General features: G+C 52.4%; 39 protein-coding genes. 33 read left to right on the top strand and 6 right to left on the bottom strand.

Translation table 11 applies throughout. The annotated features are described in order from the left end of the window. Nucleotides 1-2: 2 nt before the first annotated feature. The 27 genes from rpsS (at nt 3) to ACETPC_RS23045 (ending at nt 13,925) form a co-directional block, all read left to right on the top strand. Nucleotides 3-281 carry a 30S ribosomal protein S19 gene (rpsS, locus tag ACETPC_RS23175; protein WP_013204132.1) on the top strand — a complete coding sequence of 93 codons (279 nt, stop codon included), beginning with the start codon at nt 3-5 and terminating at the stop codon, nt 279-281. Nucleotides 282-293: 12 nt separating this feature from the next. Beyond that, nucleotides 294-626 carry a 50S ribosomal protein L22 gene (gene rplV / locus ACETPC_RS23170; protein WP_000447532.1) on the top strand — a complete coding sequence of 111 codons (333 nt, stop codon included), beginning with the start codon at nt 294-296 and terminating at the stop codon, nt 624-626. Between the two features lie 17 nt (nt 627-643). Further along, nucleotides 644-1,342: a 30S ribosomal protein S3 gene (rpsC, locus tag ACETPC_RS23165; RefSeq protein ID WP_002919766.1), complete on the top strand. Its 699-nt coding sequence runs from the start codon at nt 644-646 to the stop codon at nt 1,340-1,342. A 12-nt stretch (nt 1,343-1,354) separates the two neighbouring features. Beyond that, nucleotides 1,355-1,765, top strand: a complete 411-nt coding sequence (rplP, locus tag ACETPC_RS23160) for a 50S ribosomal protein L16 (RefSeq protein WP_002438716.1) — start codon at nt 1,355-1,357, stop codon at nt 1,763-1,765. Next, complete coding sequence (rpmC, locus tag ACETPC_RS23155; protein WP_025902044.1) at nt 1,765-1,956, top strand: 50S ribosomal protein L29; 192 nt, start codon at nt 1,765-1,767, stop codon at nt 1,954-1,956. Before rplP ends, rpmC begins: the two co-directional genes overlap by 1 nt. Beyond that, nucleotides 1,956-2,210, top strand: coding sequence for a 30S ribosomal protein S17 (gene rpsQ, locus ACETPC_RS23150; protein ID WP_380184802.1), 255 nt, complete (start codon nt 1,956-1,958; stop codon nt 2,208-2,210). The genes rpmC and rpsQ overlap by 1 nt, the downstream gene beginning before the upstream one ends. Nucleotides 2,211-2,425: 215 nt before the next feature. Beyond that, complete coding sequence (locus ACETPC_RS23145; protein ID WP_380184801.1) at nt 2,426-3,901, top strand: 8-oxoguanine deaminase; 1,476 nt, start codon at nt 2,426-2,428, stop codon at nt 3,899-3,901. Nucleotides 3,902-4,204: 303 nt separating this feature from the next. Further along, nucleotides 4,205-4,576 carry a 50S ribosomal protein L14 gene (gene rplN, locus ACETPC_RS23140; protein ID WP_004160583.1) on the top strand — a complete coding sequence of 124 codons (372 nt, stop codon included), beginning with the start codon at nt 4,205-4,207 and terminating at the stop codon, nt 4,574-4,576. 10 nt (nt 4,577-4,586) lie between these two features. Next, the gene (gene rplX / locus ACETPC_RS23135; RefSeq protein WP_020322770.1) at nt 4,587-4,901 is read left to right on the top strand and encodes a 50S ribosomal protein L24; all 315 of its coding nucleotides are present in this window, start codon (nt 4,587-4,589) and stop codon (nt 4,899-4,901) included. A 14-nt stretch (nt 4,902-4,915) separates the two neighbouring features. Beyond that, on the top strand, nt 4,916-5,455 hold the full coding sequence (rplE, locus tag ACETPC_RS23130; protein ID WP_380184800.1) for a 50S ribosomal protein L5: 540 nt from the start codon (nt 4,916-4,918) through the stop codon (nt 5,453-5,455). Nucleotides 5,456-5,469: 14 nt separating this feature from the next. Continuing rightward, entirely contained in the window at nt 5,470-5,775 is a 306-nt protein-coding gene (gene rpsN, locus ACETPC_RS23125) for a 30S ribosomal protein S14 (RefSeq protein WP_062749332.1), read from the top strand. Between the two features lie 30 nt (nt 5,776-5,805). Next, the gene (gene rpsH, locus ACETPC_RS23120; protein WP_052902739.1) at nt 5,806-6,198 is read left to right on the top strand and encodes a 30S ribosomal protein S8; all 393 of its coding nucleotides are present in this window, start codon (nt 5,806-5,808) and stop codon (nt 6,196-6,198) included. A gap of 11 nt (nt 6,199-6,209) precedes the next feature. Further along, complete coding sequence (rplF, locus tag ACETPC_RS23115; protein ID WP_380184799.1) at nt 6,210-6,743, top strand: 50S ribosomal protein L6; 534 nt, start codon at nt 6,210-6,212, stop codon at nt 6,741-6,743. A gap of 9 nt (nt 6,744-6,752) precedes the next feature. After that, a complete protein-coding gene (gene rplR, locus ACETPC_RS23110; RefSeq protein WP_004160572.1) occupies nt 6,753-7,106 on the top strand; it encodes a 50S ribosomal protein L18 in 354 nt (117 codons plus the stop codon). Between the two features lie 14 nt (nt 7,107-7,120). Next, nucleotides 7,121-7,621: a 30S ribosomal protein S5 gene (gene rpsE / locus ACETPC_RS23105; RefSeq protein WP_004160571.1), complete on the top strand. Its 501-nt coding sequence runs from the start codon at nt 7,121-7,123 to the stop codon at nt 7,619-7,621. Nucleotides 7,622-7,626: 5 nt separating this feature from the next. Beyond that, entirely contained in the window at nt 7,627-7,806 is a 180-nt protein-coding gene (gene rpmD / locus ACETPC_RS23100; protein ID WP_380184798.1) for a 50S ribosomal protein L30, read from the top strand. 3 nt (nt 7,807-7,809) lie between these two features. Further along, a complete protein-coding gene (rplO, locus tag ACETPC_RS23095; RefSeq protein ID WP_380184797.1) occupies nt 7,810-8,244 on the top strand; it encodes a 50S ribosomal protein L15 in 435 nt (144 codons plus the stop codon). Nucleotides 8,245-8,251: 7 nt separating this feature from the next. Then, nucleotides 8,252-9,583 (top strand): preprotein translocase subunit SecY, encoded by a 1,332-nt coding sequence (gene secY / locus ACETPC_RS23090; protein WP_124233601.1) that lies wholly within the window; start codon nt 8,252-8,254, stop codon nt 9,581-9,583. A gap of 32 nt (nt 9,584-9,615) precedes the next feature. Continuing rightward, a complete protein-coding gene (rpmJ, locus tag ACETPC_RS23085; RefSeq protein WP_004160566.1) occupies nt 9,616-9,732 on the top strand; it encodes a 50S ribosomal protein L36 in 117 nt (38 codons plus the stop codon). Nucleotides 9,733-9,867: 135 nt separating this feature from the next. Continuing rightward, nucleotides 9,868-10,224: a 30S ribosomal protein S13 gene (gene rpsM / locus ACETPC_RS23080; RefSeq protein WP_048917626.1), complete on the top strand. Its 357-nt coding sequence runs from the start codon at nt 9,868-9,870 to the stop codon at nt 10,222-10,224. Nucleotides 10,225-10,240: 16 nt separating this feature from the next. Then, nucleotides 10,241-10,630, top strand: a complete 390-nt coding sequence (gene rpsK, locus ACETPC_RS23075; RefSeq protein ID WP_004160563.1) for a 30S ribosomal protein S11 — start codon at nt 10,241-10,243, stop codon at nt 10,628-10,630. 32 nt (nt 10,631-10,662) lie between these two features. Next, on the top strand, nt 10,663-11,283 hold the full coding sequence (rpsD, locus tag ACETPC_RS23070) for a 30S ribosomal protein S4 (protein WP_336144224.1): 621 nt from the start codon (nt 10,663-10,665) through the stop codon (nt 11,281-11,283). A 25-nt stretch (nt 11,284-11,308) separates the two neighbouring features. Next, the gene (locus ACETPC_RS23065; protein WP_002919219.1) at nt 11,309-12,298 is read left to right on the top strand and encodes a DNA-directed RNA polymerase subunit alpha; all 990 of its coding nucleotides are present in this window, start codon (nt 11,309-11,311) and stop codon (nt 12,296-12,298) included. Nucleotides 12,299-12,338: 40 nt separating this feature from the next. Next, on the top strand, nt 12,339-12,722 hold the full coding sequence (gene rplQ, locus ACETPC_RS23060; protein ID WP_120458461.1) for a 50S ribosomal protein L17: 384 nt from the start codon (nt 12,339-12,341) through the stop codon (nt 12,720-12,722). 115 nt (nt 12,723-12,837) lie between these two features. Continuing rightward, nucleotides 12,838-13,209, top strand: a complete 372-nt coding sequence (locus tag ACETPC_RS23055; RefSeq protein ID WP_380184796.1) for a DUF1992 domain-containing protein — start codon at nt 12,838-12,840, stop codon at nt 13,207-13,209. After that, complete coding sequence (gene zntR / locus ACETPC_RS23050; protein ID WP_380184795.1) at nt 13,209-13,631, top strand: Zn(2+)-responsive transcriptional regulator; 423 nt, start codon at nt 13,209-13,211, stop codon at nt 13,629-13,631. Before ACETPC_RS23055 ends, zntR begins: the two co-directional genes overlap by 1 nt. Nucleotides 13,632-13,685: 54 nt before the next feature. Beyond that, nucleotides 13,686-13,925, top strand: a complete 240-nt coding sequence (locus ACETPC_RS23045; RefSeq protein WP_380184794.1) for an alternative ribosome-rescue factor A — start codon at nt 13,686-13,688, stop codon at nt 13,923-13,925. Here the strand turns inward: ACETPC_RS23045 and mscL are convergent. From mscL to def, 5 genes are all read right to left on the bottom strand, one after another. Next, on the bottom strand, nt 13,922-14,332 hold the full coding sequence (gene mscL / locus ACETPC_RS23040; protein WP_380184793.1) for a large-conductance mechanosensitive channel protein MscL: 411 nt from the start codon (nt 14,330-14,332) through the stop codon (nt 13,922-13,924). The genes ACETPC_RS23045 and mscL overlap by 4 nt on opposite strands. A gap of 147 nt (nt 14,333-14,479) precedes the next feature. Next, nucleotides 14,480-15,856 carry a Trk system potassium transporter TrkA gene (gene trkA, locus ACETPC_RS23035; RefSeq protein ID WP_380184792.1) on the bottom strand — a complete coding sequence of 459 codons (1,377 nt, stop codon included), beginning with the start codon at nt 15,854-15,856 and terminating at the stop codon, nt 14,480-14,482. Between the two features lie 52 nt (nt 15,857-15,908). Further along, entirely contained in the window at nt 15,909-17,198 is a 1,290-nt protein-coding gene (rsmB, locus tag ACETPC_RS23030; RefSeq protein ID WP_380184791.1) for a 16S rRNA (cytosine(967)-C(5))-methyltransferase RsmB, read from the bottom strand. A 43-nt stretch (nt 17,199-17,241) separates the two neighbouring features. After that, nucleotides 17,242-18,186, bottom strand: coding sequence for a methionyl-tRNA formyltransferase (gene fmt / locus ACETPC_RS23025; protein ID WP_380184790.1), 945 nt, complete (start codon nt 18,184-18,186; stop codon nt 17,242-17,244). Between the two features lie 24 nt (nt 18,187-18,210). Beyond that, complete coding sequence (gene def / locus ACETPC_RS23020) at nt 18,211-18,720, bottom strand: peptide deformylase (protein WP_380184789.1); 510 nt, start codon at nt 18,718-18,720, stop codon at nt 18,211-18,213. Between the two features lie 117 nt (nt 18,721-18,837). On the opposite strand from def, the gene dprA reads away from it, so the two are divergent. The 6 genes from dprA to ACETPC_RS22990 are packed head-to-tail and all read left to right on the top strand — an operon-like array spanning nt 18,838 to nt 22,622. Further along, complete coding sequence (gene dprA, locus ACETPC_RS23015; RefSeq protein ID WP_380184788.1) at nt 18,838-19,962, top strand: DNA-protecting protein DprA; 1,125 nt, start codon at nt 18,838-18,840, stop codon at nt 19,960-19,962. Further along, nucleotides 19,934-20,407: a DUF494 family protein Smg gene (smg, locus tag ACETPC_RS23010; RefSeq protein WP_380184787.1), complete on the top strand. Its 474-nt coding sequence runs from the start codon at nt 19,934-19,936 to the stop codon at nt 20,405-20,407. The genes dprA and smg overlap by 29 nt, the downstream gene beginning before the upstream one ends. 25 nt (nt 20,408-20,432) lie before the next feature. Continuing rightward, complete coding sequence (locus ACETPC_RS23005) at nt 20,433-20,990, top strand: topoisomerase DNA-binding C4 zinc finger domain-containing protein (RefSeq protein ID WP_380184786.1); 558 nt, start codon at nt 20,433-20,435, stop codon at nt 20,988-20,990. Continuing rightward, entirely contained in the window at nt 20,980-21,552 is a 573-nt protein-coding gene (gene tsaC / locus ACETPC_RS23000) for an L-threonylcarbamoyladenylate synthase type 1 TsaC (protein WP_380184785.1), read from the top strand. Before ACETPC_RS23005 ends, tsaC begins: the two co-directional genes overlap by 11 nt. A gap of 3 nt (nt 21,553-21,555) precedes the next feature. Continuing rightward, the gene (gene aroE, locus ACETPC_RS22995; protein WP_380184784.1) at nt 21,556-22,374 is read left to right on the top strand and encodes a shikimate dehydrogenase; all 819 of its coding nucleotides are present in this window, start codon (nt 21,556-21,558) and stop codon (nt 22,372-22,374) included. Beyond that, nucleotides 22,371-22,622: a DUF1488 domain-containing protein gene (locus ACETPC_RS22990; RefSeq protein ID WP_380184783.1), complete on the top strand. Its 252-nt coding sequence runs from the start codon at nt 22,371-22,373 to the stop codon at nt 22,620-22,622. Before aroE ends, ACETPC_RS22990 begins: the two co-directional genes overlap by 4 nt. Here the strand turns inward: ACETPC_RS22990 and ACETPC_RS22985 are convergent. Continuing rightward, complete coding sequence (locus tag ACETPC_RS22985) at nt 22,598-23,152, bottom strand: gamma carbonic anhydrase family protein (RefSeq protein ID WP_380184782.1); 555 nt, start codon at nt 23,150-23,152, stop codon at nt 22,598-22,600. The two genes, ACETPC_RS22990 and ACETPC_RS22985, sit on opposite strands and share 25 nt — an antisense overlap. Between the last annotated feature and the right edge of the window lie 305 nt (nt 23,153-23,457).

Genomic DNA, 23,457 nt, shown 5'->3' with positions numbered 1-23,457 from the left:
CCATGCCACGTTCTCTCAAGAAAGGTCCTTTTATTGACCTGCACTTGCTGAAGAAGGTAGAGAAAGCGGTGGAAAGCGGAGACAAGAAGCCTTTGCGCACCTGGTCCCGTCGTTCAACGATCTTCCCTAACATGATCGGTTTGACCATCGCTGTCCATAATGGTCGTCAGCACGTTCCTGTCTTTGTTTCCGACGAAATGGTCGGTCACAAACTGGGTGAATTTGCACCGACTCGTACTTATCGCGGTCACACTGCTGATAAGAAAGCCAAGAAACGCTAACAGGAGGAAGAGATGGAAACTATCGCTAAACATCGCCACGCTCGTTCTTCTGCCCAGAAGGTTCGCCTGGTAGCAGATCTTGTACGCGGTAAGAAAGTGTCGCAGGCTCTGGACATTTTGACCTACACCAACAAGAAAGCGGCTGTACTGGTCAAGAAAGTACTGGAATCTGCCATTGCTAACGCCGAACACAACGATGGCGCGGACATTGATGATCTGAAAGTCACGAAGATCTTCGTAGACGAAGGCCCAAGCATGAAGCGCATTATGCCGCGTGCAAAAGGTCGTGCAGATCGCATCCTGAAGCGCACCAGCCACATTACTGTGGTTGTGTCCGATCGCTGAGACTCTGGAGACTAGCAATGGGTCAGAAAGTACATCCTAATGGTATTCGCCTGGGTATTGTTAAACCCTGGAACTCTACCTGGTTCGCCAATACCAAAGAATTCGCTGACAACCTGGACAGCGACTTTAAAGTTCGTCAGTTCCTGACTAAAGAACTGGCTAAAGCGTCCGTATCTCGTATCGTTATCGAGCGTCCGGCTAAGAGCATCCGTGTGACCATTCACACCGCTCGTCCTGGCATCGTGATCGGTAAGAAAGGCGAAGACGTAGAAAAACTGCGCAAGGTCGTAGCGGATATCGCTGGCGTGCCTGCACAGATCAATATCGCCGAAGTCCGTAAACCGGAACTGGACGCTAAACTGGTTGCTGACAGCATCACTTCTCAGCTGGAGCGTCGCGTGATGTTCCGTCGTGCGATGAAGCGTGCTGTACAGAACGCAATGCGTCTGGGCGCTAAAGGTATTAAAGTTGAAGTTAGTGGCCGTCTGGGCGGTGCTGAAATCGCGCGTACCGAATGGTACCGTGAAGGCCGCGTGCCGTTGCACACCCTGCGTGCTGACATTGACTACAACACCTCTGAAGCGCACACCACTTATGGTGTAATCGGCGTTAAGGTATGGATCTTCAAAGGCGAGATCCTGGGTGGTATGGCTGCTGTTGAACAACCGGAACCGGCTGCTCAACCTAAAAAGCAGCAGCGTAAAGGCCGTAAGTAAGGAGAGTCGCTGATGTTACAACCAAAGCGTACAAAATTCCGTAAAGTGCACAAAGGCCGCAACCGTGGTCTGGCGCAGGGTACGGATGTTAGCTTCGGTACTTTCGGTCTGAAAGCTGTTGGCCGTGGTCGTCTGACTGCTCGTCAGATCGAAGCCGCACGTCGTGCTATGACCCGTGCAGTTAAGCGTCAAGGTAAAATTTGGATCCGTGTATTCCCGGACAAACCAATTACCGAGAAGCCGCTGGAAGTGCGTATGGGTAAAGGTAAGGGTAACGTGGAGTATTGGGTTGCCCTGATCCAGCCTGGTAAAGTCCTGTATGAAATGGACGGTGTTCCGGAAGAGCTGGCCCGTGAAGCATTCAAGCTGGCAGCAGCAAAACTGCCTATCAAAACCACCTTTGTAACTAAGACGGTGATGTAATGAAAGCAACAGAGCTGCGTGAGAAAAGCGTTGAAGAGCTGAACACTGAGCTGCTTAACCTGCTGCGTGAGCAGTTCAACCTGCGCATGCAGGCAGCATCCGGCCAGCTGCAACAGACTCATCTGTTGAAGCAAGTGCGTCGTGATGTTGCACGCGTTAAGACTTTACTGACTGAGAAGGCGGGTGCGTAATGACCGATAAAATCCGTACTCTGCAAGGTCGTGTGACTAGCGACAAAATGGAGAAATCCATTGTTGTAGCTATCGAACGTTTTGTGAAACACCCTATCTACGGTAAATTCATCAAGCGTACGACTAAACTGCACGTACATGACGAGAACAATGAATGTGGTATCGGCGACGTGGTTGAAATCCGCGAATGCCGTCCACTGTCCAAGACCAAGTCCTGGACCCTGGTTCGCGTTGTAGAGAAAGCGATTCTGTAAGGATCCTTTCTCGGTAAAAAACCCCCGCTTGTCGGGGGTTTTTTCTTTCCGCCGTAAAAATTCTCTTCCTTCGCAGTTTTCCCCGGTACTGATCGAGATCAGGTCTGCGCCTGATAAAAAGCTTAAGATGTTTTTTTGTTCAGTTAAGCTGGATAATTAAAACAGGGCGCATAAGGCAAAGTGTCCTGATCCCGTCAACGACATGGAAAGCCATTATGCATAATCAACCCGATTCCACTCGCCGGTTGCTGCTGACGCTACCGTTACTCGCCGCTTCCTCAAAGCTACTGGCCGCTGGCCCCTCATCAGCTATAAAAAAACGTCCTCAGTCAGCTAATCCCGAGCGCACCCTGTTGTTAAAAAACGCCGATCTGGTCGCTACGATGGATAGGGAAAGGCGGGAGATCCGCCACGGCAGCGTGTTGATCAAAGGCAATGCCATCGCCGCGGTAGGTAAAGCCGAAGAGCTGCCGACTCAGGCAGATGAAGTCATCGACCTGAAAGGGCATATTGTTATTCCCGGCCTGATCAATACGCATCATCATATGTACCAAAGCCTGACGCGCGTCATTCCTCCCGCACAGGATGGCGAACTCTTTAAGTGGATCACTAACCTTTATCCCATCTGGCAAAAGATGACGCCGGAAATGATCCACGTCTCTACCAAACTATCAATGGCGGAGCTGATCCTCTCCGGCTGCACCACCTCCAGCGATCATCTTTATCTCTTCCCTAACGGCTGTCGCCTGGATGACAGCATTGAAGCCGCCAGCGAAATGGGCATGCGGTTTCACGCCAGCCGCGGCAGCATGAGCGTAGGGCAGAGCAAGGGAGGGCTGCCGCCGGATGCGCTGGTTGAAAACGAGGCGGCGATTTTAAAAGATACCCAAAGGCTGATCGAGCGCTACCATGATGCCACTCAGGGTTCTATGCTGCGTATCGTCGTCGCCCCCTGTTCGCCTTTTTCGGTTAGTCAGGACTTGATGAAGGAGTCCGCCAGCCTGGCCCGCAGCTATAAGGTTTCGATGCATACCCATCTGGCCGAGAACGATAACGACGTTAAATACAGTCGGGAGAAATTCAACCGCACTCCGGCACAGTATGTGGAAGAACTGGGTTGGGTGGGGCACGATGTCTGGCATGCCCACTGCGTAAAACTGGATGATTACGGCATTGAGCTGTTCGCTCGCACCGGCACCGGCATCGCGCACTGCCCCTGTTCCAATATGCGGCTGGCTTCCGGCATCGCGCCGGCCAGGAAAATGCTGGATGCCGGGATGAATGTCGGACTGGGCGTGGACGGTTCCGCCTCCAATGATACAGCGGATATGATAGCGGAGGTGCGTCAGGCGATGCTTCTGCAGCGTGTGGGTTTTGGCCCGGACGCAATGACGGCCAGACAGGCGCTGGAGCTGGCTACGCTCAACGGCGCTAAAGTGCTGAACCGTGACGACGTCGGTGCCATAGCGCCCGGCATGATGGCGGATCTCGCCATCTTCGATCTTAACCAGCCCGGTTTGGCCGGGGCAGGGCACGATCCGCTGGCCGCGCTGGTCTTCTGCAATCCCGGAACGGTGGCCTACAGCATTATCAATGGCAGGATAGTCGTGGATAAAGGCCGGTTAACTTCGCTGGAGCTGGACAAACTGGTGATGCAGCATAATGCGCTCGCTGCGCAGCTTTACCTCTGAAGCGTTTTTTCTGCACCAACGGCGAGGTTTTTCCTGCCGTTTTTCTGCGACACGGCTTCAGGTTAACAGAATAACCGCCATTAAGCTGAAGAAGTGCGCAGATTACGATTGCTACCGGGTGAACAATTCCTTAGAATGTCGCGTTCCTCAAATCGAGGTTCAAATATCGGCTCGATATGAGTCGTTTATTTTTTCTACCCATATGCGAGTTGCGGTGTTATAATGCTGCGCCCTCAATAATGGGGCTTTTATACGACCTGAATCAGGTCCCGAAGTAGTAGTTGACATTAGCGGAGCACTAAAATGATCCAAGAACAGACTATGCTGAACGTCGCCGACAACTCCGGTGCACGTCGCGTAATGTGTATCAAGGTTCTGGGTGGCTCGCACCGTCGCTACGCAGGCGTAGGCGATATCATCAAAATTACCATCAAGGAAGCAATTCCTCGCGGTAAGGTTAAGAAAGGTGATGTGCTGAAAGCGGTAGTGGTGCGCACCAGGAAGGGTGTTCGTCGCCCGGACGGTTCTGTCATTCGCTTCGATGGTAATGCATGCGTTATTCTGAACAATAACAGCGAGCAGCCTATCGGAACGCGTATTTTTGGGCCGGTAACTCGTGAACTTCGTACTGAAAAGTTCATGAAAATTATCTCTCTGGCACCAGAAGTACTCTAAGGAGCGAAAAATGGCAGCTAAAATCCGTCGCGATGACGAAGTTATCGTGCTGACCGGCAAAGATAAAGGTAAGCGCGGTAAAGTTAAGAATGTCCTGTCTTCTGGCAAGGTCATTGTTGAAGGTATCAACCTGGTGAAGAAACATCAGAAGCCGGTTCCGGCTCTGAACCAACCAGGTGGCATCGTTGAAAAAGAAGCCGCTATTCAGGTTTCCAACGTTGCGCTTTACAACACTGCCACCGGCAAGGCTGACCGTGTAGGCTTTAGATTCGAAGACGGCAAAAAAGTCCGTTTCTTCAAGTCTAACAGCGAAACTATCAAGTAATTTGGAGTAGTACGATGGCGAAACTGCATGATTACTACAAAGACGAAGTAGTTAAGAAACTCATGACCGAGTTTAACTACAATTCTGTCATGCAAGTCCCTCGGGTCGAGAAGATCACCCTGAACATGGGTGTTGGTGAAGCGATCGCTGACAAGAAACTGCTGGATAACGCAGCAGCCGATCTGGCAGCAATCTCCGGTCAAAAGCCGTTTATCACCAAAGCACGCAAATCTGTTGCAGGCTTCAAAATCCGTCAGGGCTATCCGATCGGCTGTAAAGTAACTCTGCGTGGCGAGCGCATGTGGGAGTTCTTTGAGCGTCTGATCTCTATTGCTGTACCGCGTATCCGTGACTTCCGTGGCCTGTCCACCAAGTCTTTCGACGGTCGTGGTAACTACAGCATGGGCGTTCGTGAGCAGATCATCTTCCCAGAAATCGACTATGACAAAGTCGATCGCGTTCGTGGTTTGGATATTACCATTACCACTACTGCGAAATCTGACGATGAAGGCCGTGCTCTGCTGGCTGCCTTTGACTTCCCGTTCCGCAAGTAAGGTAGGGTTACTTCATGGCTAAGCAATCGATGAAGGCACGCGAAGTCGTTCGCGTAAAACTGGCTGATAAATACCGCGCTAAACGCGAGGAATTAAAAGCTATCATCTCTAGTGTGAACTCTTCCGACGAAGAACGTTGGAATGCGGTTCTCAAGCTGCAAACTCTGCCGCGTGATTCCAGCCCGTCTCGTCAGCGTAACCGCTGCCGCCAAACTGGCCGTCCACATGGTTATGTGGGCAAATTCGGGTTGAGCCGTATCAAGCTGCGTGAAGCCGCCATGCGCGGTGAAGTGCCTGGCTTGAAAAAGGCTAGCTGGTAATTACCAATAGAATCACGGGAGTAAAGACAGATGAGCATGCAAGATCCGATCGCGGATATGCTGACCCGTATCCGTAACGGTCAGGCCGCGAATAAAGTTGCGGTCACCATGCCTTCCTCCAAGCTGAAAGTGGCAATTGCCAACGTGCTGAAGGAAGAAGGATATATTGAAGAATTTAAAATCGAAGGCGACACCAAGCCAGAACTGGAACTGACTCTTAAGTACTTCCAGGGCAAGGCTGTGGTAGAAAGCATTCAGCGTGTAAGCCGTCCAGGTCTGCGTATCTATAAGCGCAAAGACGAACTGCCAAAAGTAATGGCTGGACTGGGCATCGCTGTTGTTTCTACCTCTAAAGGTGTGATGACCGATCGTGCAGCGCGCCAGGCTGGTCTTGGTGGCGAAATTATCTGCTACGTAGCTTAACGGAGGAAAGAATGTCTCGTGTTGCTAAAGCACCTGTCGTCATTCCTGCCGGCGTAGAGGTAAAACTCGACGGTCAGGTTATTTCGATTAAAGGTAAAAACGGCGAGCTGACTCGTACCATCAACAATGCTGTAGAAGTTAAGCATGCTGACAACGCTCTGACTTTCGCTCCGCGCGAAGGTTTTGCAGACGGTTGGGCACAGGCTGGTACTTCTCGTGCACTGCTGAACGGTATGGTTATCGGTGTTACCGAAGGCTTCACTAAGAAGCTGCAGCTGGTTGGTGTAGGTTATCGTGCAGCCGTTAAAGGCAATGCCGTGAGTCTGGCCCTGGGCTTTTCTCATCCGGTTGAGCATGCGCTGCCAGCGGGAATCACTGCTGAATGTCCAACTCAGACTGAAATCGTGCTGAAAGGCGCTGATAAACAGCTGATTGGTCAGGTTGCAGCCGATCTGCGCGCCTACCGTCGTCCTGAGCCTTACAAAGGCAAGGGTGTTCGTTACGCCGACGAAGTCGTGCGTACCAAAGAGGCTAAGAAGAAGTAAGGTAACACTATGGATAAGAAATCTGCTCGTATCCGTCGTGCGACCCGCGCACGCCGCAAGCTCAAAGAGCTGGGTGCAACTCGCCTGGTGGTACATCGTACCCCGCGTCACATTTACGCACAGGTAATTGCTCCTAACGGTTCTGAAGTTCTGGTTGCTGCTTCTACAGTAGAAAAAGCAATCAGTGAGCAACTGAAGTACACCGGAAACAAAGACGCCGCCGCCGCTGTTGGTAAAGCAGTCGCTGAGCGCGCAATCGAAAAAGGCATCACTGGTGTTTCTTTCGACCGCTCTGGTTTCCAATATCATGGTCGTGTCCAGGCACTGGCAGATGCTGCCCGTGAAGCTGGCCTACAGTTCTAAGGTAGAGGTGTAAGATGGCACACATCGAAAAACAAGCTGGCGAACTGCAGGAAAAGCTGATCGCGGTAAATCGCGTATCGAAAACCGTTAAAGGTGGTCGTATTTTCTCCTTCACTGCACTGACAGTGGTAGGCGACGGTAACGGTCGCATCGGTTTTGGTTACGGTAAAGCGCGTGAAGTTCCAGCAGCGATCCAGAAAGCGATGGAAAAAGCTCGTCGCAATATGATCAATGTCGCGCTGAACAACGGCACCCTGCAGCACCCTGTTAAAGGCGTGCACACAGGTTCTCGTGTGTTCATGCAGCCGGCTTCTGAAGGTACCGGTATCATTGCCGGCGGTGCAATGCGCGCCGTTCTGGAAGTCGCTGGGGTTCATAACGTTCTGGCTAAAGCCTACGGTTCCACTAACCCGATTAACGTGGTTCGTGCAACGCTGGATGGCCTGGCCAACATGAATTCCCCAGAAATGGTCGCTGCCAAGCGTGGCAAATCCGTTGAAGACATTCTGGGGTAAAGACCATGGCTAAGACTATTAAAATTACTCAAACCCGCAGTTCGATCGGACGTTTGCCGAAACACAAGGCAACTCTGCTTGGCCTGGGTCTGCGTCGTATTAACCACACCGTAGAGCGTGAAGACACGCCAGCAGTACGCGGCATGGTTAACGCGGTTTACTACATGGTTAAAGTGGAGGAGTAACAGATGCGTTTAAATACTCTGTCTCCGGCTGAAGGCTCTAAGCACGCTTCCAAGCGTTTAGGTCGCGGTATCGGTTCTGGCCTGGGTAAAACCGGTGGTCGTGGTCACAAAGGTCAGAACTCTCGTTCTGGCGGTGGCGTACGTCGCGGGTTCGAAGGTGGTCAGATGCCTCTGTACCGTCGTCTGCCGAAATTCGGTTTCACCTCTCGCAAATCTATGGTTACGACAGAAGTTCGTCTGTCTGATCTGGCGAAAGTTGAAGGCGGGATCGTCGACCTGAACACGCTGAAAGCAGCCAACATTATCGGCATTCAGATTGAATTCGCTAAGGTTATCCTGTCTGGCGAAGTCACTGCACCGGTAACGGTTCGCGGTCTGCGTGTCACTAAAGGCGCTCGTGCTGCAATCGAAGCTGCTGGCGGTAAAATTGAGGAATAAGTAGCAGATGGCTAAGCAACCGGGATTAGATTTTCAAAGTGCCAAAGGTGGTTTTGGCGAACTGAAACGCAGACTTTTGTTTGTGATTGGTGCGCTGATTGTTTTCCGCATTGGCTCTTTTATTCCAATCCCTGGTATCGATGCCACTGTACTTGCCAAACTGCTTGAGCAACAGCGTGGCACCATCATTGAAATGTTCAACATGTTCTCTGGTGGTGCTCTGAGCCGTGCTTCTATCTTTGCTCTGGGGATCATGCCGTATATTTCGGCGTCGATCATTATCCAGCTGCTCACCGTGGTTCATCCCGCGCTGGCAGAAATCAAGAAAGAAGGGGAGGCTGGCCGTCGTAAGATTAGCCAGTACACCCGTTACGGCACATTGGTACTGGGCATATTTCAGTCGATCGGTATTGCTACCGGCCTGCCGAATATGCCCGGAATGCAGGGCCTGGTGTTAAATCCAGGCTTTGCCTTCTACTTTACCGCTGTTGTCAGCCTGGTGACCGGGACAATGTTCCTGATGTGGCTGGGCGAACAGATTACTGAGCGCGGTATCGGCAACGGTATCTCAATCATAATCTTCGCTGGTATCGTTGCGGGTCTGCCGCCGGCCATTGGCCATACCATCGAGCAAGCGCGGCAAGGCGACCTGCACTTCCTCCTGTTGCTGTTGGTTGCAGTTCTTGTATTTGCAGTGACCTTCTTCGTTGTTTTCGTTGAGCGTGGTCAACGCCGCATTGTGGTGAACTATGCGAAACGTCAGCAAGGCCGTCGTGTCTATGCTGCGCAGAGCACACATTTACCGTTGAAAGTGAATATGGCGGGCGTAATCCCGGCAATCTTTGCTTCCAGCATTATCCTGTTCCCGGCGACCATAGCTTCATGGTTCGGGGGCGGTACAGGCTGGAACTGGCTGACGACTATTTCAATGTATTTGCAGCCAGGTCAACCGCTTTATGTGTTACTCTATGCGACTGCAATCATCTTCTTCTGTTTCTTCTATACGGCGTTGGTTTTCAACCCGCGAGAAACAGCAGATAACCTGAAGAAGTCTGGTGCATTTGTACCAGGAATTCGTCCGGGAGAACAGACGGCGAAGTACATCGATAAAGTAATGACGCGTCTCACCTTAGTGGGTGCGCTCTACATTACTTTCATCTGCCTAATCCCGGAGTTCATGCGTGATGCGATGAAAGTTCCATTCTACTTCGGCGGTACCTCACTGCTGATCGTAGTTGTTGTCATCATGGACTTTATGGCTCAAGTGCAAACTCTGATGATGTCCAGTCAATACGAGTCTGCATTGAAGAAAGCAAACCTGAAGGGCTACGGCCGTTAATTCAGGCGCTTGAGAAGTTACGGAGAGTAAAAATGAAAGTTCGTGCTTCCGTCAAGAAATTATGTCGTAACTGCAAAATCATCCGTCGCGACGGCGTCGTACGTGTGATTTGCAGCGCCGAGCCTAAGCATAAACAGCGTCAGGGCTAATATTTTTCTTGCAAAGTCGGGTTGAGCTGGCTAGATTAGCCAGCCAATCTTTTGTATGTCTATGCGTTTCCATTTGAGTATCCTGAAAACGGGCTTTTCAGCATGGGGCGCATATTTAAATAGTAGGAGTGCATAGTGGCCCGTATAGCAGGCATTAACATTCCTGATCATAAACATACCGTTATCGCTTTAACCGCGATCTTCGGCATCGGCAAGACCCGCTCACAGGCTATCTGTGCATCAACGGGAATCGCTGAAAATGTTAAGATCAGTGAGCTGTCTGAAGAACAAATCGACATTCTGCGTGACGCAGTTGCAAAGTTTGTTGTTGAAGGCGATCTGCGTCGTGAAGTCACCCTGAGCATCAAGCGTCTGATGGACCTTGGTTGCTATCGTGGTTTACGTCATCGTCGTGGTCTTCCAGTGCGCGGTCAGCGTACCAAGACCAACGCACGTACCCGTAAGGGTCCGCGTAAACCGATCAAGAAATAATCGGGGTGATTGAATAATGGCAAAGGCACCAGTTCGTGCACGCAAGCGTGTAAGAAAGCAAGTCTCTGATGGCGTGGCTCATGTCCATGCATCTTTCAACAACACCATCGTGACCATTACCGATCGTCAGGGTAACGCGCTGGGTTGGGCAACCGCCGGTGGTTCCGGTTTCCGCGGTTCACGTAAATCTACGCCGTTCGCTGCTCAGGTCGCTGCAGAGCGCTGTGCAGAGGCTGTAAAAGATTACGGTATTAAGAACCTGGAAGTTATGGTTAAGGGTCCTGGTCCAGGCCGCGAATCAACGATTCGTGCTCTGAACGCTGCTGGTTTCCGCATCACTAATATTACTGATGTGACTCCGATCCCTCACAACGGTTGTCGTCCGCCGAAAAAACGCCGCGTATAACGCCCGTTTTTTAGGAATGTTGGAGAAAGAAAATGGCAAGATATTTGGGTCCTAAGCTCAAGCTGAGCCGTCGTGAAGGTACAGACCTCTTCCTGAAGTCTGGCGTTCGCGCGATTGATACCAAGTGTAAGATTGAACAAGCCCCTGGCCAGCACGGTGCGCGTAAACCGCGTCTGTCTGACTATGGCGTACAGTTACGTGAAAAGCAGAAAGTTCGTCGTATCTACGGCGTGCTGGAGCGTCAGTTCCGTAACTATTATAAAGAAGCAGCACGTCTGAAAGGCAACACCGGTGAAAACCTGTTAGCTCTGCTGGAAGGTCGTCTGGATAACGTTGTTTATCGTATGGGCTTTGGCGCTACTCGTGCAGAAGCACGCCAGCTGGTTAGCCACAAATCCATCATGGTAAATGGTCGCGTTGTTAGCATCGCTTCTTATCAGGTAACTCCGAATGACGTTGTTAGCATCCGTGAGAAAGCCAAAAAGCAGTCTCGCGTGAAAGCCGCTCTGGAGCTGGCTGAGCAGCGTGAAAAGCCAACCTGGCTGGAAGTTGATGCAACTAAGATGGAAGGTGTCTTCAAGCGCAAGCCTGAACGTACCGATCTGTCTGCGGACATTAACGAACACCTGATCGTCGAGCTTTACTCTAAGTAAAGCTTAGTACCAAAGAGAGGACACAATGCAGGGTTCTGTGACAGAGTTTCTAAAACCGCGCCTGGTAGATATCGAGCAAGTGAGTTCGACGCACGCCAAGGTGACCCTTGAGCCTTTAGAGCGTGGCTTTGGCCATACTCTTGGTAACGCACTGCGCCGTATTCTGCTTTCATCAATGCCGGGTTGCGCGGTGACCGAGGTTGAAATTGATGGTGTACTGCATGAGTACAGCACCAAAGAGGGCGTACAGGAAGATATCCTGGAAATCCTGCTCAACCTGAAAGGTTTGGCGGTAAGAGTTCAGGGGAAAGATGAAGTTATTCTTACTCTGAATAAATCTGGCATTGGCCCTGTGACTGCAGCCGATATCACCCATGATGGTGATGTCGAAATCGTCAAGCCGCAGCACGTGATCTGCCACCTGACTGACGAGAACGCGGCTATCAGCATGCGTATCAAAGTTCAGCGCGGTCGTGGTTATGTGCCGGCTTCTGCCCGAATTCATTCGGAAGAAGATGAGCGCCCGATCGGTCGTCTGTTGGTCGACGCCTGCTACAGCCCTGTAGAGCGTATTGCCTACAATGTTGAAGCAGCGCGTGTAGAACAGCGTACTGACCTGGACAAGCTGGTCATCGAAATGGAAACCAACGGCACTATTGATCCTGAAGAAGCGATCCGCCGTGCGGCAACCATTCTGGCTGAACAACTGGAAGCTTTCGTTGACTTACGTGATGTACGTCAGCCGGAAGTGAAAGAAGAGAAACCAGAATTCGATCCGATCCTGCTGCGCCCTGTTGACGATCTGGAATTGACTGTCCGCTCTGCTAACTGCCTTAAGGCAGAAGCTATCCACTACATCGGTGATCTGGTACAGCGTACCGAGGTTGAGCTGCTTAAAACGCCTAACCTTGGTAAAAAGTCTCTTACCGAGATTAAAGACGTGCTGGCATCTCGCGGACTCTCTCTGGGCATGCGCCTTGAGAACTGGCCGCCAGCCAGCATTGCTGATGAATAACCCGATCACAGGTTAAGGTTTCACTGAGAAGGATAAGGTCATGCGCCATCGTAAGAGTGGTCGTCAACTGAACCGCAACAGCAGCCATCGCCAGGCTATGTTCCGCAACATGGCAGGCTCTTTGGTTCGTCATGAAATCATCAAGACGACCCTGCCTAAAGCGAAAGAGCTGCGTCGTGTAGTTGAGCCGCTGATTACTCTTGCCAAGACCGACAGCGTAGCTAATCGTCGTCTGGCATTCGCCCGCACTCGTGATAACGAGATCGTGGCAAAACTGTTTAACGAGCTGGGCCCGCGTTTCGCGAGCCGTGCCGGTGGATACACTCGTATTCTGAAGTGTGGCTTCCGCGCTGGTGACAACGCTCCGATGGCTTACATCGAGCTGGTTGATCGTCCAGAAGCTCAAGCAGAAGCAGCAGAGTAATTTCTGCCGCAATCTGGAAAAACCGGGCCCTGGCCCGGTTTTTTTATACCTGTGATTTCCCCTCCGTGATATAACGCGCTATCCTGATTTTTCCCTTCCCAGCCGTGAGGTCACTATGTGGTTATTCGACCAACTGGTAGAGCAGCACATTGCCGAAGCCCAAAAAAACGGCGAGTTCGACAACCTGCCCGGCAGCGGTAAAAAGCTGGAGCTGGATGACGACAGTCATGTACCGCCTGAACTCCGCGCCGGATACCGTTTGCTGAAAAATTCTGGTTATCTGCCGCCTGAGCTGGAGATGCGACGCGAAGCCGTTGAACTGAACGAGCTGCTTGCCGGTATCAAACCCGAGGACGAACGCTATTCGCACCATGCTAAACGTCTCGCGCTACTCGAGAGCAAATTGCGTCAGGCTGGTATGAGCACAGATTTTCTCAGAAACGAGTACGGCGAGCGGCTGCAGCTGCGCCTGTTCGGAGAAAAATAATGTATAAGATTGGTCAGCTGGCGAAGCTGGCGGACGTTACTCCGGATACGATCCGCTATTACGAAAAGCAGCAAATGATGGATCATGAGATCCGCACCGAAGGCGGTTTCCGGCTTTACAGCCAAAATGATTTGCAGCGCCTTAAGTTTATCCGCTATGGCAGACAGCTTGGCTTTAGCCTGGAGGCCATCCGCGAACTGCTGTCGATCCGCATCGATCCCGAACACCATACTTGTCAGGAGTCGAAAACCATCGTTCAGACCAGATTACGGGAAGTCGAAAGTATGATTGCCGAACTGCAACATATGCAGCGCTCGCTCAGCAGACTGAATGACGCCTGTTGTGGCACGGCCCACAGCAGCCTTTATTGTTCAATTCTGGAAGCGTTAGAAAAAGGCGCGCTGGCTTCAGCGGAGGATTGATCTTTTCCTCGACCAGTTCTATATTCATTGCCGAATTCATACAAGGAAAATCCCATGAGTAAATATCAGCATAAAAAGGGCGTCATCCGCGACAACGCGCTGGAAGCCTTACTGCACGATCCGCTGTTCAGAAGCCGGGTCGAAGCCAACAAAAAAGGCAAAGGCAGCTACCGGCGTAAGGACAAACACGTAGCCCGGGAGGCCAGTGGTAAAGCAGACTTTACCACTGGCCTTCTGCTTTCAGGACATAAAAAAACCGCCGATAAAGGCGGTTTCTTTTTTATGGCTACTTAAATCTGGCCGTTTTTCTGCTTCAGCAGATCGCGGATCTCGGTAAGCAGCGTTTCTTCAGCGCTGATCTTAGGCGCCGGCTTCTCTACTTCTTTCTTCTTGTGCAGCTTGTTCATCAGCTTGATAGCCAAAAAGATAGCAAAAGCCACGATAACAAAATCGAAAACGTTCTGCAGAAAGATGCCGTACTGCATCACTACCGCAGGCGTATCGCCCACGGCGGGCTTGAGCACCCAGCCAAACTGTTTGAAATCAATCCCGCCAATCAATAATCCCAGCGGCGGCATAATGATATTTGCCACCAGCGAAGAAACGATTTTACCAAATGCGGCACCGATGATGACACCGACCGCCAGATCGACCACGTTGCCACGCATAGCGAAATCGCGAAATTCTTTTAATAAACTCATGGTATCTCCTTTCCTGTGCCAGTGGGTAAGTCTAACAAACGAACCGGCTTTTGCCATTGTCGGGGCGGAGAAAATCGCGGTGGCCAGAGCGAGCGGGTAAAATAACGCCGTTTCGCTAAGATAAAACCGGGCATCTGCCCGGCTGCTTTACAGGAAGAATGGGCTGGGCTGGAATAGCCGCTCCACGTCCGGCACAAACTTTTTATCAGTCAGGAACATGATCACGTGATCGCCCTGTTCGATCCGCAGATTGTCATTGGCGATCATTACATCGTCGCCGCGAACCACTGCGCCAATAATGGTGCCTGGCGGCAGCTTGATATCGTCGATGGATCTTCCCACCACACGGGAAGTGGTTTCATCGCCGTGTGCGATCGCTTCGATCGCTTCAGCCACTCCGCGGCGCAGTGACGAAACGCCAACGATATCGGCTTTACGCACGTGGCTTAGCAGTGCGGAGATGGTCGCCTGCTGTGGTGAGATGGCAATGTCGATCACGCTGCCTTGTACAAGATCTACATAGGCCTTACGCTGGATCAGCACCATCACCTTTTTTGCGCCCATTCTCTTTGCCAGCATGGCCGACATAATGTTTGCTTCATCATCGTTAGTGATAGCGATAAAAAGATCCGTCTGATCGACGTGCTCCTCGGCAAGCAGCTCCTGATCTGAAGCATCGCCATAGAAAACTATGGTGTTTTGTAGCATTTCTGCCAGCTCGGCGGCACGCTGCTGATTACGTTCAATCAGCTTCACGCTATAGTTTTTCTCCAGGCGTTGCGCCAGCCCGAAACCAATATTACCGCCGCCTACAATCATAATGCGCTTGTAAGGTTTCTCCAGGCGCTGATATTCACTCATCACTGCCCGAATATGCTGACTGGCGGCGATAAAGAAAACTTCGTCGCCAGCTTCCACAATGGTGGAGCCTTGCGGACGAATAGGGCGATCCTGACGGAAAATAGCGGCGACGCGGGTATCAATATGGGGCATATGCTCGCGCATGGTCGCCAGAGGATTCCCTACCAGCGGCCCGCCGTAATAGGCTTTAACCACTGCCAGACTGACTTTGCCTTCGGCGAAATTAACCACCTGCAGCGCGCCTGGATATTCAATCAGCCGGTAGATATTATCGATAACCAGCTGTTCCGGAGAAATCAAATGATCGATCGGTACGGCTTCCGGGATAAAAAGCCTTTCGGCATCCCGTAGATAATCCGGCGCGCGGATACGGGCAATACGGTTCGGCGTATTGAAAAGAGAATAGGCGACCTGGCAGGCGATCATATTGGTTTCGTCGGAGCTGGTTACCGCAACCAGCATATCGGCATCTTCTGCGCCTGCTTCACGCAGCACTCGCGGGTGCGAACCATGGCCCTGCACAACGCGTAAATCGTATTTATCCTGTAGCTGGCGCAGGCGACCGGAATCCGTATCCACCAGGGTAATATCGTTATTTTCGCCCACCAGGTTTTCAGCGAGCGTGCCGCCTACCTGACCGGCGCCAAGAATGATGATTTTCATTGTGCTTGTCTGTTCAGGTGAAAGGATTCGGCCGGGTAAGCCGGCCACCAGGTTAGTTCTTTACCAGTTTCGCATAGTAAAAGCCGTCGCCGCCCTGAGCATCTGGAAAAACCTGAATTCCGGGCTGCTGCGCATCGCCTGTCTCTTTCAGCGTGGCATCGGCATGGCGGGCCAAAAACGCCGCTATCTGCAGGTGATTTTCTTCCGGCAATATTGAACAGGTGGCATAAAGCAGCGTGCCGCCCGGCTTCAGATGCGGCCAGATGGCTTCCAGAATCTGTTGCTGTACGGCAACCAGCTCAGGGATATCGCGATCGCGGCGCAGCCACTTAATATCCGGGTGGCGACGGATCACGCCGGTTGCCGAGCAGGGCGCATCCAGCAGAATGCGATCGAATTGCCTGTCGCCACACCAGTTCTCTGGCGCAGTGCCGTCGCCGACTTTTACTTCGGCGGTCATCTTCAGCCGCTGCAGGTTTTCGCTGACTCTGGCCAGTCGCTTCGCGTCGATATCTACAGCCATTACGCTGGCTTCCGGCGCGGCTTCCAGAATATGGGTGGTTTTTCCGCCTGGCGCGGCGCAAAGATCCAGAATCGACTCGCCGTTCTGCGGATCCAGTAGCGCGACGCAGCCCTGAGCGGAAGCATCCTGAACCGTTACCCAGCCTTGTTCAAATCCCGGCAGTTGCGACACGGCGCAGGGCGCATCCAGCCTTAGCGCATCGCTATGTTGCGGATGAGGTTCGGCGTTTTTACCCGTTTCCTGCAGCAGCTTCAGCCAGGCATCGCGGCTGTGGTGCTGCCGGTTTACGCGTAGCCACATTGGCGGGCGTTGATTATTGGCATCCACAATCTGCTGCCACTGTTCAGGCCAGGCGCTTCGCAACCTTGCCAGCAGCCATTTAGGATGCAGAAATTGTTGCTCGCCCTGAGCCATTGCCGTGGTCAGCTCATCCTGCTTGCGCTGAAACTGGCGCAGCACGCCATTAATCAGCCCTTTTAACTGCGGTCGCTTAAGCGAAACGGCGCCTTCAACCGTTTCCGCCAGCGCGGCGTGAGCAGGGATGCGGGTGAACAGAAGTTGATAAAGGCCAACCATAATCAGGAAATGCACAACGCGCTGTTTCCCCGTAAGCGGGCGCTCCATTAGCTGGCCAATAACCCATTCCAGCTGCGGCAGCGTACGCAGAACGCCGTAGCAAATTTCCTGCAGCAGCGCGGCATCTTTCTCTGGCAGCGTTTTTTGCGCGGCAGGAAGGATATTGCTCAACGACTCTCCCTGTTCGACTACTTTTGTAATAGTCTCGGCAGCCACGCTGCGCAGATTTGTATTTTTTTTCATAGGATCGCTTTAAACATCGCCCGACGCGCGGCCGGGCGAAAAATCAGGCAAGGATATTGCCGGGGACAAACCATTCGCGACGGGAGTTCAGCAAATCCTGCGCTTTCATGGCTTTTTTACCGGCAGGCTGCAGCTCTTCGATATTCAGCACGCCCTCGGCAGTGGCAATCTGAATGCCATGTTTATCGGCCTGCACGATTTCGCCAGGCATTTTCGCTACGTGGGGCAGAACAGAAGCCTTCCAGACCTTCACCGGCTGCTCGTCAATCACAAAATAGCTGACCGGCCAGGGATTGAAGGCGCGGATGCAGCGCTCCAGCTGGGCGGCGGAAAGCGCCCAGTCCAGCTTAGCTTCTTCTTTGCTGAGCTTTTCGGCGTAGCTAACCAGAGCTTCGTCCTGCACTTCCGGGCTGGCAGTGCCGTCGGCAAGCTGTTCCAGCGTGGTCAGCATGCCCTGCGGACCGAGCCCGGCAAGCTTCTGGTAAAGACTGGCGCTGGTATCGGTAGCCTCAATCGGGCAGGCGAGCTTGTGCAGCATATCGCCGGTATCCAGGCCCACATCCATTTGCATAATGGTGACGCCAGTCTCGGCATCACCAGCCCAGAGCGAACGCTGGATAGGTGCCGCGCCGCGCCACTTCGGCAGCAGCGAGCCGTGCACGTTGATACAGCCCAGACGCGGCATAGCCAATACTGCTGCTGGCAGGATCAGGCCATAAGCCACCACAACCATGACATCCGCCTGTAGATCGGCAACCAGCTGCTGGTTCTCTTCCGGGCGCAGCGACTTAGGTTGAAACACCGGGATGCCGTGCTGCTCAGCCAGCTGCTTTACCGGACTGGCCGTTAGCTTGTTGCCGCGACCGGCCGGACGATCGGGCTGGGTAAAAACGCCTACCACCTTATGGCTGGACGACAACAGCGCGTCAAGATGCCGCGCTGCAAAGTCGGGCGTGCCGGCAAAGATAATGTTTAAAGAGTCGGACACGGGTTTCCCTTCTTCAAATGTTGATCAGTCCTGCGCCGTCTGGCGATAGAGTTTTTCCAGCTTCTTACGAATACGATCGCGCTTCAGCGGCGACAGGTAATCGATAAACAGCTTGCCGACCAGGTGATCCATTTCGTGCTGAATGCAGATAGCCAGCAGGCCGTCCGCTTCCAGCTCATAGCTTTTGCCATCGCGATCCAGCGCGCGAATTTTTACCTTCTCGGCGCGCGGCACCAGCGCCCGCTGTTCCGGGATAGAGAGGCAGCCTTCTTCAATACCGGTATCGCCGCTCTTTTCCAGCAGCTCGGGGTTGATCAGCACCAGGCGCTCATCGCGATTCTCAGAGACGTCGATAACAATAATACGCTGATGAATATCCACCTGCGTCGCCGCCAGGCCAATACCTTCTTCGGCGTACATGGTTTCAAACATATCATCCACGATACGTTGAATATCGGCGTTAACTTCGGCCACGGGCTTAGCTACGATGCGAAGGCGATCGTCGGGATAATGTAATACCTGCAAAACGGACATAACTTTCCAGATTTGTGTTCAAGGGATGAGAGATTTATCCTTCTTATTGTAGACATTTCGCCTCATGATTGACAGCATTCCCGCTACGTTAACCAGGCGCGGGGCAAGGACAGCACTATGACGGCAACGGAGATTTGGCTACGTCTGTCAGGCGTAAAGCGATTAACTAATCAGCAGCGGGCAAAGATAGCCGCCAGGCTGCAGCAAATGACGGCATTAAATAAAGAAGCGCTTCGCGAAGCGGGGCTGCTGCCGGACCAGGCGGCGGCTTTTCTGGCTTATGACAGAGCAGCTGTCGATAAAACGCTGGCCTGGCTGGAGCAGGACAATTGTCATTTTATTCCCTGCGATAGCGCTGCCTATCCTTCTTTATTGAAAAATATCCACGACTTTCCCGCCGCGCTTTTTGTTCAGGGCGATCCGCGGTTGTTGAAAACCCCGCAAATTGCCATTGTCGGCAGCCGTAACTGTTCGCCTTATGGCCGTACCTGGGGAAGCTGTTTTGCACAAACGCTGGCGTTAAGCGGTTTGACTATCACCAGCGGCCTGGCTTTGGGGATAGACGGTATCGCGCATCGCGCTGCTTTAGAGGTAAAAGGCAAAACTTTGGCGGTGCTCGGTAGCGGGCTGCAGAAAATCTATCCCTTTCAGCACCGTTCGCTGGCAAAGCAGATCCTGGACGAAGGCGGCGCGCTGGTTTCCGAATTTCCGCTGGAGGCCGCACCACTCGCCTGGCATTTCCCCTGGCGAAACAGAATTATCAGCGGCCTGAGCCTGGGCGTGCTGGTGGTCGAGGCCGCGTTGAAAAGCGGTTCGCTGGTGACGGCAAAGCTGGCTCTGGAACAAAACCGCGATGTTTATGCGCTACCGGGCGCAATCGGCAATCCCGGCAGTGAAGGTACTCACTGGCTTATCCAACAGGGCGCGCTGCTTACTGCTCATCCCAACAACATCCTTGAGCAGCTGCAAAGTGATTTGAAATGGCTGCCGCCGGTGGAAAATACCACAATATATTCTGCCACGGAGGAGAATAGTTCATTGCCATTTCCCGAGGTGTTGGCTAACGTAGGAGATGAGGTCACACCTGTTGACGTTGTCGCTGAACGTGCCTGCCAACCTGTGCCAGCCGTCGTAGCTAAACTGCTCGAGCTGGAGTTAGCAGGTTGGATTACAGCTGTACCCGGCGGCTATGTCCGATTGAGGAGGGCAAGCCATGTTCGACGTACTGATGTATCTATTTGAGACCTATATCCATAGCGAAGCAGAAATGCGCGTCGATCAGGATAAACTAACGGATGATCTAACCGATGCCGGTTTTCATCGCGAAGATATTTATAATGCGTTGAACTGGCTGGAGAAACTGGCGGACTATCAGGATGGTCTGGCGGCACCTTTTATGCTGGCAGCCGATCCGCTCTCAATGCGTATTTATACAGAAGAAGAGAGCCAGCGGTTAGACGCCAACTGTCGGGGGTTCATCCTGTTTTTGGAGCAGATACAGGTGTTGAATCTGGAAACCCGCGAGATGGTTATTGAGCGTATTATGGCGCTGGATACGCTTGAATTCGATCTGGAAGATCTCAAGTGGGTAGTTCTGATGGTGCTGTTTAACATTCCCGGATGCGAAAACGCCTATCAGCAGATGGAAGAACTTCTTTTCGACGTTAATGAAGGAATAGTGCACTGAAGACCCTCTTCGTGTCGCCAATGCTATGAATAAAACAGCGCTTTTCGCTGTGCGAAAAAATGAGCCTTGTCCACAGTGTGGGGCGGAATTAGTCATTCGTTCCGGAAAGCACGGCGCTTTTCTGGGCTGTTCGGCTTATCCCGAATGTGATTATATCCGCCCCCTTAAAAATCAGGCCGACGGCCATATTGTTAAAATCCTCGAAGGACAGTTTTGCCCGCTTTGCCAGGCAGAGCTGGCGCTACGTCAGGGGCGCTACGGCATGTTTATCGGCTGTAGCCGCTATCCCGAGTGCGCGCATACGGAACTGATCGACAAACCAGATGAAACCACACTTGCCTGTCCTCAATGCCAGCAGGGCAAACTGGTGCAGCGGCGGTCGCGCTATGGCAAAACTTTCCATGCCTGCGATCGTTATCCGGATTGCCAGTTTGCCGTAAACTTTACGCCGGTAGAGGGAAAGTGCGAATTCTGTGATTTCCCCCTTTTGATTGAGAAAAAAACCGCACGTGGCGTCAGGCGATTTTGCGCCAGTAAAGCCTGCGGCAAGCCCGTAACAGCAGGAAACAGCATTGAAGAATAATTATCAGCCAGGCTCGCTGGACGCCTGCATTTCTCATTTACATCATAACGCCGTTATTGCTTATCCAACCGAAGCGGTATTTGGCCTGGGATGCAATCCCGACAGCGAATCCGCGGTAATGGCGCTGCTGGCGTTAAAACAGCGCCCGGTAGAAAAAGGACTTATCCTGATTGCGGCAGATTATCAGCAGTTACAGCCTTACCTTGATGAAACGCGCCTGAACGCCGAACAAAAAGAGAAAATGTTCTCTTCCTGGCCTGGCCCGGTCACCTGGGTGGTGCCTGCCAATGCGGCTACGCCGCGCTGGCTGACAGGGCGCTTTGATTCCCTGGCCGTGCGGGTCAGCGATCATCCTGATGTTCGTCAACTCTGTCAGACCTTTGGCAAGCCACTGGTTTCTACCAGCGCTAACCTGACCGGCCTGCCGCCATGCCGTACGGCAGCGGAAGTTCATCAGCAGTTCGGGGCAGATTTTCCCGTATTGCAGGGAGAAACGGGCGGAAGAACCAATCCGTCTGAAATCCGCGACGCCTTAACCGGTGAATTAATCAGGCAGGGATAAAGAATGCGGAACTTTGCGGTTTTTGGTAACCCAATCAATCACAGTAAATCGCCACGGATCCATCAGCTTTTTGCAGAGCAAACAGGGATAGCTCATCCCTATGGACGCGTTTGTGCGCCGGTAAATGGTTTTGGTGCAGCGATAGAAGATTTTATTGCCCAGGGTGGAGCGGGCGCCAACGTTACGCTGCCCTTTAAAGAACAGGCTTTTGAGCTGGTGGATGAGTTAAGCGAACGGGCTTCGCTGGCGGGTGCGGTCAACACTATTAAAAAGCTGGAAGATGGTCGGCTGCTGGGCGATAACACGGACGGCATCGGCCTGGTCAGCGATCTGGAAAGGCTGGAACTGGTAAAACCTGGCGATCGCGTACTTTTGGTGGGCGCGGGCGGCGCGGCGCGGGGCGTTATTCTGCCGCTGCTCGCTTTAAGCTGTCGCCTGACTATCACCAACCGCACGCTGGCAAAAGCGCAAACGCTGGCGGAACTGTTCCAGCAATCTGGCGAGATCGTCGCCTGGCCTATGGATCGGCTGCAAGAAACCTCATTCGATCTCATCATCAATGCTACTTCCAGTGGCGTAGACGGAGAAATACCGGCTATACCCGCTTCATTAATCAATCCGCACACCCGCTGCTATGACATGTTCTACCAGGCTGGTGCGACGCCTTTCCTGCGCTGGTGTCGTGAGCAGGGCGCGACGCAGATGGCGGACGGGCTGGGAATGCTGGTGGGGCAGGCCGCATGGTCATTCTTTTTATGGCATGGCGTTTTTCCTGATGTAGCGCCAGTCATTGCGGCCTTAAAAACTGAGCTACAGCAATGAACCAGGCCATTCAGTTCCCCGACAGGGAATGGTGGGACGAATCGGCGAAAGCGGTTTGCTTTCCCGCGCTGGTTAACGGTTTTCAGGTACTCTGCGCTATAAGCGGCGAATCATTGATCCGCCGTTATGGTAACGATCGTTCCGCACTGGAAAATTTTCAGCAGTTCCGCTGGGATATAGAAGAAGAAGCGGAACAGGCGATCAAAGCTGAAGAAGAGGACGATCAGGGTTGGGTCTGGCTTTCCTGAGCAAGGTACTCATCTTTCCAGCCAACATAATTATTGGATGAATAAAGCAGGCCGCTGATTTCAGCTTCGGTAAGCGGTCTGATCTGTTTAACCGGACTGCCAAGATAAAGAAAGCCGCTGGCCAGACGCTTGCCCGGCGGCACCAGGCTTCCCGCGCCTATCATCACATCATCTTCTACTATTGCGCCATCCAGCAGAATTGATCCCATACCTACTAAAACACGATTGCCTATCCGGCAGCCGTGCAGCATAGCCTTGTGGCCAACCGTGACATCCTCGCCTACGATCAATGGAAAGCCTTCCGGGTTAGCAGCTGACTTATGCGTAACGTGCAGTACGCTGCCATCCTGAATATTGCTGCGTTTGCCGATAGTGACCTTATTAACATCACCCCGGATAGCAACAAGCGGCCAGATGCTGACATCGTCAGCCAGTTCAACATCACCAACCACCACGCTTGCTGCATCGACCATAACGCGTGCGCCACAGCGGGGAAAGGTTTCTTTATAAGGACGTAAATTTCCTGACATAGCGAATACTCTCTGTGAAATGATCCCTGAAGCGTAGGGCCGTAAGCTATTAACGATCAACGCCTCCCTTAAAATTAGCCTTATTTTTATTCAAATCGACTGATAACAGAACGATAAGCGCGAAAATAAAGCAGTCAAAAAGAAAGATCGAAAAAAGGCTTGTGCTCTGAGAACGGATCCCTATAATGCGCAACCACTGAGACGGCACAACGGCTTACAGCCAGCGGCTCAGGAGGTTCAGGAAGCTGAACCGCCGGAGAAAAACTTCTGAAAAAGAAGTTGACTCTGAAGGAGGAAAGCGTATT

Origin of the sequence: Pantoea sp. sgz302252, from assembly GCF_042610525.1 — a bacterium.
GTDB lineage: Bacteria > Pseudomonadota > Gammaproteobacteria > Enterobacterales > Enterobacteriaceae > Erwinia.
Note: the sequence above shows the minus strand (reverse complement) of the source record. Positions and strands in the feature narration are given on the sequence as shown.

Excerpts from the sequence above, each read along its gene's own strand:
- zntR (WP_380184795.1), top strand. The coding sequence starts at position 13,209 with ATGTATAAGATTGGTCAGCTGGCGAAGCTGGCGGACGTTACTCCGGAT.
- rpsC (WP_002919766.1), top strand. The coding sequence starts at position 644 with ATGGGTCAGAAAGTACATCCTAATGGTATTCGCCTGGGTATTGTTAAA.
- rpsQ (WP_380184802.1), top strand. The coding sequence starts at position 1,956 with ATGACCGATAAAATCCGTACTCTGCAAGGTCGTGTGACTAGCGACAAA.
- rpsN (WP_062749332.1), top strand. The coding sequence starts at position 5,470 with ATGGCTAAGCAATCGATGAAGGCACGCGAAGTCGTTCGCGTAAAACTG.
- rpsE (WP_004160571.1), top strand. The coding sequence starts at position 7,121 with ATGGCACACATCGAAAAACAAGCTGGCGAACTGCAGGAAAAGCTGATC.
- rplP (WP_002438716.1), top strand. The coding sequence starts at position 1,355 with ATGTTACAACCAAAGCGTACAAAATTCCGTAAAGTGCACAAAGGCCGC.
- ACETPC_RS22990 (WP_380184783.1), top strand. The coding sequence starts at position 22,371 with ATGAACCAGGCCATTCAGTTCCCCGACAGGGAATGGTGGGACGAATCG.
- rplQ (WP_120458461.1), top strand. The coding sequence starts at position 12,339 with ATGCGCCATCGTAAGAGTGGTCGTCAACTGAACCGCAACAGCAGCCAT.
- ACETPC_RS23055 (WP_380184796.1), top strand. The coding sequence starts at position 12,838 with ATGTGGTTATTCGACCAACTGGTAGAGCAGCACATTGCCGAAGCCCAA.
- mscL (WP_380184793.1), bottom strand. The coding sequence starts at position 14,332 with ATGAGTTTATTAAAAGAATTTCGCGATTTCGCTATGCGTGGCAACGTG.
- rpsK (WP_004160563.1), top strand. The coding sequence starts at position 10,241 with ATGGCAAAGGCACCAGTTCGTGCACGCAAGCGTGTAAGAAAGCAAGTC.
- rpmJ (WP_004160566.1), top strand. The coding sequence starts at position 9,616 with ATGAAAGTTCGTGCTTCCGTCAAGAAATTATGTCGTAACTGCAAAATC.
- rplO (WP_380184797.1), top strand. The coding sequence starts at position 7,810 with ATGCGTTTAAATACTCTGTCTCCGGCTGAAGGCTCTAAGCACGCTTCC.
- rpmC (WP_025902044.1), top strand. The coding sequence starts at position 1,765 with ATGAAAGCAACAGAGCTGCGTGAGAAAAGCGTTGAAGAGCTGAACACT.
- rplF (WP_380184799.1), top strand. The coding sequence starts at position 6,210 with ATGTCTCGTGTTGCTAAAGCACCTGTCGTCATTCCTGCCGGCGTAGAG.
- rplE (WP_380184800.1), top strand. The coding sequence starts at position 4,916 with ATGGCGAAACTGCATGATTACTACAAAGACGAAGTAGTTAAGAAACTC.
- secY (WP_124233601.1), top strand. The coding sequence starts at position 8,252 with ATGGCTAAGCAACCGGGATTAGATTTTCAAAGTGCCAAAGGTGGTTTT.
- ACETPC_RS22985 (WP_380184782.1), bottom strand. The coding sequence starts at position 23,152 with ATGTCAGGAAATTTACGTCCTTATAAAGAAACCTTTCCCCGCTGTGGC.
- dprA (WP_380184788.1), top strand. The coding sequence starts at position 18,838 with ATGACGGCAACGGAGATTTGGCTACGTCTGTCAGGCGTAAAGCGATTA.
- trkA (WP_380184792.1), bottom strand. The coding sequence starts at position 15,856 with ATGAAAATCATCATTCTTGGCGCCGGTCAGGTAGGCGGCACGCTCGCT.
- rpsD (WP_336144224.1), top strand. The coding sequence starts at position 10,663 with ATGGCAAGATATTTGGGTCCTAAGCTCAAGCTGAGCCGTCGTGAAGGT.
- ACETPC_RS23145 (WP_380184801.1), top strand. The coding sequence starts at position 2,426 with ATGCATAATCAACCCGATTCCACTCGCCGGTTGCTGCTGACGCTACCG.
- def (WP_380184789.1), bottom strand. The coding sequence starts at position 18,720 with ATGTCCGTTTTGCAGGTATTACATTATCCCGACGATCGCCTTCGCATC.
- rplR (WP_004160572.1), top strand. The coding sequence starts at position 6,753 with ATGGATAAGAAATCTGCTCGTATCCGTCGTGCGACCCGCGCACGCCGC.
- rplN (WP_004160583.1), top strand. The coding sequence starts at position 4,205 with ATGATCCAAGAACAGACTATGCTGAACGTCGCCGACAACTCCGGTGCA.
- rpmD (WP_380184798.1), top strand. The coding sequence starts at position 7,627 with ATGGCTAAGACTATTAAAATTACTCAAACCCGCAGTTCGATCGGACGT.
- ACETPC_RS23005 (WP_380184786.1), top strand. The coding sequence starts at position 20,433 with ATGAATAAAACAGCGCTTTTCGCTGTGCGAAAAAATGAGCCTTGTCCA.
- rplV (WP_000447532.1), top strand. The coding sequence starts at position 294 with ATGGAAACTATCGCTAAACATCGCCACGCTCGTTCTTCTGCCCAGAAG.
- ACETPC_RS23045 (WP_380184794.1), top strand. The coding sequence starts at position 13,686 with ATGAGTAAATATCAGCATAAAAAGGGCGTCATCCGCGACAACGCGCTG.
- rpsH (WP_052902739.1), top strand. The coding sequence starts at position 5,806 with ATGAGCATGCAAGATCCGATCGCGGATATGCTGACCCGTATCCGTAAC.
- ACETPC_RS23065 (WP_002919219.1), top strand. The coding sequence starts at position 11,309 with ATGCAGGGTTCTGTGACAGAGTTTCTAAAACCGCGCCTGGTAGATATC.
- smg (WP_380184787.1), top strand. The coding sequence starts at position 19,934 with ATGTTCGACGTACTGATGTATCTATTTGAGACCTATATCCATAGCGAA.
- rplX (WP_020322770.1), top strand. The coding sequence starts at position 4,587 with ATGGCAGCTAAAATCCGTCGCGATGACGAAGTTATCGTGCTGACCGGC.
- aroE (WP_380184784.1), top strand. The coding sequence starts at position 21,556 with ATGCGGAACTTTGCGGTTTTTGGTAACCCAATCAATCACAGTAAATCG.
- rsmB (WP_380184791.1), bottom strand. The coding sequence starts at position 17,198 with ATGAAAAAAAATACAAATCTGCGCAGCGTGGCTGCCGAGACTATTACA.
- rpsS (WP_013204132.1), top strand. The coding sequence starts at position 3 with ATGCCACGTTCTCTCAAGAAAGGTCCTTTTATTGACCTGCACTTGCTG.